Below are 5,871 nucleotides of genomic sequence, written 5' to 3'. Positions count from 1 at the left end.
TCACAAAGTATACTTTATAACACGCTTCACTTGCTGTTCATCACACTTGCAATAAATAACAGGAGCCTTTAAATACCAGCTCCTGTTTATTTTCTATAAATGAATAAAATTATTACTCAATAGCTAAAGATACCGCTTTGAGCGCATGAATCAATGTCGTATCAAACACTGGCATCGGTGCATCTGACTGATTAATCAGCAAACCAATCTCCGTACAGCCAAGAATCAAGCCTTCCGCTCCCTGCTCATACAACTTCATAATAATTTGCTGAAAGATTTTTCTTGATGAGTCATGAATGATGCCTAAGCACAATTCATTAAAAATGATATCATTAATTACTTCAATATCCTCATCCTGAGGTATAATAACTTCAATACCGTTTTCAATCAGCCGCTGCTTATAGAAATCTTCACGCAGCGTATACTTGGTTCCCAGCAGTGCTGCCTTTTTGATATGCTTATCATTCAGAGCATCGGCAGTGGCGTCAGCAATATGAACAATAGGCAGCTTTATCTTATTTTCAAGCATTGGCACAACCTTGTGCATTGTATTTGTACATATAATTATAAAATCAGCACCGGCTCTTTCCAGCCGCAGCGCTGCCTCTGTCAATAATTCAGCACTTTGCTGCCAATCACCCGCAGACTGACATGCCTCAATTTTCTGAAAATCAACACTGACCAAAACTAACTCCGCGGAATGCAGGCCGCCCAGTTTTGACTTTACAGCTTCATTTATTACCTGATAATAAGTCTGGGTACTTTCCCAGCTCATGCCGCCGATCAAACCGATAATTTTCATATAGCCTCCTTAAAGAAAAATCCTGCATCAACAGGATTTTTAAGCATTACCTAATAAAGCAAACAAAACCATAAAATACAATGCCGCAAATATCAAAGCAACAAAATAATTCACACCGCCTTTACTGTGAATCACAGATAGCTGTTCCTCACTGCTGAGGTCACTGTATTTAGACAGCAGTTTACTTATTTTCCGTTTCGCATGCGCACGGTATAATGGATAAAAAGCTAACCCTTCAATCAGCCAGACAACCATCGAAAGCTGCGGCGGTATCGGCAGAATGCTAAGTATTGCCATTAATAAAATGCCTTCAAGATACATTTTACGGTATAAATAATAGAAAGGACCAAACAGCAGTGCCCAAACACTGAAACTGGCATTTTTACTGCGGTTATAAAAATTATCACTGCCTGCCAGTGAGCGCTCGCACTGTTCCTCAAATGAATAAGGATCATGATGCTGGTACGTGTGACCTATCGATTCTATTTCTATTTCCTGATTCTCCTGCATGAAATTCTCCTTCTTATTAATGGCTGAATTGGACAGCTAATTCACGTTCAGCTTCAAGCTGCTTTTCATCAATCAGCAGCAAGTCTTCATTTTCTCTAAACCATTTATAGGCTTCGCCAAGTCCCAGCATAAAATCAATTTCTTTATGAAAGAACGGCTGCAGACGGCTTACATCCAATAGGATATCCTGATCCATGAATGGGAAAAACTTGGTATTGCGGGTGTTAGAATCTACATGATAAACCATGCCCTTCTTTCCAACAATCTCCTCACAGCAGGCAATCCATTCATTAAAAGTGATAGAATGACGATTGCCGGCATTATAAATTGTAATATTCTCACAAGGCTCAGAAATACATGTCAAAACTAGATTTGCCGCGTCTTTGACATAATAAAACTGGATTCTTGTATTACCGTCATTCGGCACATAAATCGGTCGGTCATTGACCAAATGATGGAATATCAAACGTTCCCGCTGCAGATAATTATAAGGTCCATATACATATGGGAAACGCAGGATAATGCATTCAATCGGTGTGTTTTCAAATTGTTCAATCAGATAATTTTCAGCTGCCAGCTTATCCAAGCCGTACTGTCCCCATTCATTAGCACCCTTAGGTGCATCCTCTTTAATAGGCAACGTACAGGCCGCATAATCATAGACAGCAGATGAACTGATATAAATATATTTTTTAAGGTTTACCAGTTCCAATGACTGAATCACTGTCTCACATTGATACTTAGTTTTACCGCTGACATCAACCACAATGTCGAAAGCACGATCCTTTAAAGCCTCACGCATTGAAACCTCATCATTGCGGTCAGCAAGTATCTGAGAGACGCCTTCAAACAAATTTGGTTCGCTACCCCGATTTAAAATAGTTACATCGTAGCTGTAATAAGTAAGCACATTCACAATCGCACGTCCAATAAAACGATTCCCGCCTAATACTAATATTTTAGTAGCCATGATTGATTCACTCCCGTTATAGTCATTAAAATTATAACATGAAAAAGAGTTCTGCAGAACTCTTTTTGTGAAGATTTTACTAATCCTTATGCTGGATTCTTTTGATTAATTTATAAATTTCTACAAACACGACTGTTAATGCGGAAATACCGATAGCTTCTAAGGCATGTATTGGATCAAGCGGCACCAGTTTGAAAATATCTGACAAGAACGGCACATTGATGATCAGCACCTGAAGCAGTACGCCGACCGCCGCTGCTCCCCATAGATATTTATTATTGAAAATTTGTTTGGAGAATACTGAATGATGACTCTTCACATTAAAGCTATGGAATAGCTGGCAGCCGACTAAAGTGATGAAGGCCATCGTCATGCCGTATTCGTGGGATACGTTTTCTCCTAACGCATAGGAGCATAACGTCAGTACACCCACCATGATTCCCTGCCAGATAATCGTCCATAAGAAACCATGCGCAAAGAAATCCTCATCTTTTTTACGTGGTTTGCGGTTCATTACATCAGCTTCTGTCGGTTCCATGCCTAATGCGAAGGCCGGCAACGAATCTGTAATCAAGTTAACCCAAAGCAGATGGATTGGCAGCAAAGGTACACCAAAGCCGCTGGCGGGAATCAGCACTGAAATCAATGAGGCACCAAAAATGACTAATACCTCGCCAATATTGCTGGATAAAAGATACTGCACATCTTTTTTAATATTATCAAAGATACCGCGGCCTTCACGAATTGATGAAATGATCGTTGCGAAGTTATCATCAGTTAAAATCATCGCCGCAGCGCCTTTTGCGACATCTGTGCCGGTAATACCCATTGCACAGCCGATATCCGCACTCTTTAATGCCGGCGCGTCATTAACACCGTCACCCGTCATCGCTACAATATGTCCCTGTGCCTGCCATGCCTTTACGATACGCACCTTGTGTTCAGGGGCAACTCGAGCATAGACACTATATTCATCAATATGCGATTCCAATTCTTCCTGACTCATCTTATCAAGCTCAACACCCATAATTGCCTTCTGTCCTGCCGTCAATATGCCAAGGTTTTTAGCAATTGCTACAGCGGTAGTAATATGATCACCGGTAATCATAATCGTCCGCACACCGGCTTTAGCTGCCACGGCAACGGCATCTTTTACCTCAGGACGCGGCGGATCAATCATCCCGACCAAACCGATAAAGGTTAAATCATTTTCAATCAATTCACTAGTAAGCTTTTCAGGTATCTGATCCCAAACACGGACTGCAACCGCCAGTACCCGCAGGGCATCATTAGCCATTTCATCATTGGCAGTCATTGCCTTCGTGATATCCGCATTAACACAGCGGGCTAAAGTTACATCTGGACCACCTTTGGTAATAGACAGAATCTGACCATTTAATTTATAGAATACCGTCATCATTTTACGTTCTGAATCAAAAGCAAGTTCAGCATCACGCTGATAAGTTTCAGCTAATTTTTCCTTACTGAACCCCTTCTTCAAACTGGCAGCTACCAAGGCAGTTTCCGTAGGATCACCGATTTCAATCAGCTGTCCGTTTTCTTCAATCAGTTCCGCATCTGAACATAGCGTAAAGTAGTTCAGCATATCGATGGCTTCCTGATCCTCTGTTTCTTCAAATGAACGCAGACCCATCGCTGGCGTATAGGTTTTTACTACCGTCATCTTATTCTGTGTCAGGGTTCCTGTCTTATCGGAACAAACAATTGAAGTAGAGCCTAAGGTTTCAACTGCCGGCAGACGGCGCACGATTGCATTTTGTTTTACCATCTTCTGCACACTTAAAGCTAATACGATGGTCACAACCGTTGCCAAGCCTTCCGGAATCGCCGCTACCGCTAAAGCGACAGAGGTTTTAAAGGCATCTAAGGCACTCAGCCCTGACAGCATTTCCATACCGAAAACAACGATACAGATACCGATGCACATGATGCCGATCATTTTGCCGATTTCATCCAATTTATTTTGAAGCGGTGTTGCTTCCTGCTTTGCCGCCAGCAGCATGCCGGCAATCTTCCCTACCTCATTCTGCATGCCAATCGATGTCACTATGGCTATTGCACGGCCATAGGTCACATTGCATGACTGAAATACCATATTGGTTTTATCACCCAACGCTACCTCAGTTTTATCAATGACTTCATCATTTTTCTCTACCGGCAGACTTTCACCCGTCAATGCACTTTCATCCACCTTGAGATTATGACATTCTACAATTCTTGCATCACTTGGCACACAATCGCCGGCTTCAAGCACTAACACATCACCAACGACCAGTTCTCTGGCCGGCACCACACATTTTTTACCATCACGCAGCACTTTGGCGTTGGGCGCGCTCAGCTTCTGCAAAGCCTCTAAGCTTTTCTCTGCCTTGCTTTCCTGTACCACCCCTAAGATTGCGTTAACCACAACGACAAAGACAATAATCGCACTGTCAATCCAATCACCAGGCTCAACAAGTACCGATACCAAAGCCGCGATCAGCAGAATAATGACTAAAGTATCCTTGAACTGCAGCATAAAGCGAACAAACAAAGACGCTTTTTTCGGCTGTTCAAGCTCATTAAAGCCATCCTTAGCCTGACGTTTTTTAACCTCTTCACTGCCTAATCCTACACTCGTATCAACATTTAATGCCTTCTCTAATTCTTGTTTTGTTTGATTAATCATGTTTACCTCCCAATTCGATAAAAAAGACCCTTATTCTACAACACATGAAGAATAAAGGTCTTGCTTATCCTTATCGGATCATTACATCCGGATGCGAATGCATCGGGCTTGTCGAATGTAATTATGAATTGCTTCATCAGCTACTCCCCCTTATCAGGGTATTTTTATCATGCTTGTACAATATCATTTTGACCCTTAATTGTCAATAACATTATTGTAACCAACGATTAAAAATTGAACCATTTTTGACAAAAGCATATCATTGTCTAAATTTTATAATGTTAATTCCATGATATAGTCATCCATAATAAAGCCCTGACCAATATCGGTTTCAGCCTCATCAATGACTTTAAAACCCTTTTTGCGGTAGACAGCTAATGAATGCTCATTATGCTTGTTGCAAGTTAAATAAATAGCCTTCAAGCCAAGTTCCTTACAATATTCAACCGCTTGTTCAAACAATAGACTGGCATAGCCTTTACCTCTTGCCGGCGCGTCTAAATAAAGCTTGCTTAAAAATAAGCGCTCTGATTCTGGTTTTACGCCCATATAACCAACCATCACATCTCCCTCATAAGCCAGATAATAGCGATAATGCTGTTCCTGAATCGCTTTTTTAATTGCCGGATAGCTTTGATTCATCGCTACCATATAATCAATCTGCTCCTGCGTAATAATCCCTAAAAAATAGTTATTCCATATCTTTTCTGCCAGCTTTGCCAGCGTCTGCAGCTCTTCTTCACTTTCACATAGTTTAATTGTAAGCATGCTTCCATCTCCTTTTCAATACATTAGCACAAATCATTTTAATTATAAAGTTTTTAATTCAAGAAAATGATTTCCTTCAATCCTTCAGGAAATCATGCCATCAATGATGACACCCAGCTGCCTTTCTCGCGG

The 5,871-nt window shown here is 41.1% G+C and carries 5 protein-coding genes; all 5 read right to left on the bottom strand.

Features of this window, described 5'->3' with window-relative positions; translation table 11 throughout:
- Positions 1-112: 112 nt before the first annotated feature.
- The 5 genes from DAHG_RS03235 to DAHG_RS03210 all read right to left on the bottom strand — a co-directional run bounded on the left by DAHG_RS03235 (position 113) and on the right by DAHG_RS03210 (position 5,739).
- A complete protein-coding gene (locus tag DAHG_RS03235; RefSeq protein ID WP_022936885.1) occupies positions 113-802 on the bottom strand; it encodes an aspartate/glutamate racemase family protein in 690 nt (229 codons plus the stop codon).
- 39 nt (positions 803-841) lie between these two features.
- Positions 842-1,312, bottom strand: a complete 471-nt coding sequence (locus DAHG_RS03230; RefSeq protein ID WP_022936884.1) for a DUF2628 domain-containing protein — start codon at positions 1,310-1,312, stop codon at positions 842-844.
- A gap of 16 nt (positions 1,313-1,328) precedes the next feature.
- Positions 1,329-2,282 (bottom strand): NAD-dependent epimerase/dehydratase family protein, encoded by a 954-nt coding sequence (locus tag DAHG_RS18645; protein WP_022936883.1) that lies wholly within the window; start codon positions 2,280-2,282, stop codon positions 1,329-1,331.
- Between the two features lie 79 nt (positions 2,283-2,361).
- Complete coding sequence (locus DAHG_RS03220; protein ID WP_022936882.1) at positions 2,362-4,971, bottom strand: cation-translocating P-type ATPase; 2,610 nt, start codon at positions 4,969-4,971, stop codon at positions 2,362-2,364.
- Between the two features lie 273 nt (positions 4,972-5,244).
- On the bottom strand, positions 5,245-5,739 hold the full coding sequence (locus tag DAHG_RS03210) for a GNAT family N-acetyltransferase (RefSeq protein WP_022936880.1): 495 nt from the start codon (positions 5,737-5,739) through the stop codon (positions 5,245-5,247).
- Positions 5,740-5,871 lie beyond the last annotated feature (132 nt).

It is taken from the genome of Dielma fastidiosa (genome assembly GCF_000313565.1).
Classification (GTDB): Bacteria; Bacillota_I; Bacilli_A; order Erysipelotrichales; family Erysipelotrichaceae; genus Dielma; species Dielma fastidiosa.
The sequence above is the reverse complement of the archived record's forward strand: the minus strand, read 5'-3'. Positions and strand labels throughout refer to the sequence as shown.

What these genes read in the sequence shown, in the direction of transcription:
- DAHG_RS03230 (WP_022936884.1), bottom strand. Translation starts at nt 1,312, where the DNA reads ATGCAGGAGAATCAGGAAATAGAAATAGAATCGATAGGTCACACGTAC.
- DAHG_RS03235 (WP_022936885.1), bottom strand. Translation starts at nt 802, where the DNA reads ATGAAAATTATCGGTTTGATCGGCGGCATGAGCTGGGAAAGTACCCAG.
- DAHG_RS18645 (WP_022936883.1), bottom strand. Translation starts at nt 2,282, where the DNA reads ATGGCTACTAAAATATTAGTATTAGGCGGGAATCGTTTTATTGGACGT.
- DAHG_RS03210 (WP_022936880.1), bottom strand. Translation starts at nt 5,739, where the DNA reads ATGCTTACAATTAAACTATGTGAAAGTGAAGAAGAGCTGCAGACGCTG.
- DAHG_RS03220 (WP_022936882.1), bottom strand. Translation starts at nt 4,971, where the DNA reads ATGATTAATCAAACAAAACAAGAATTAGAGAAGGCATTAAATGTTGAT.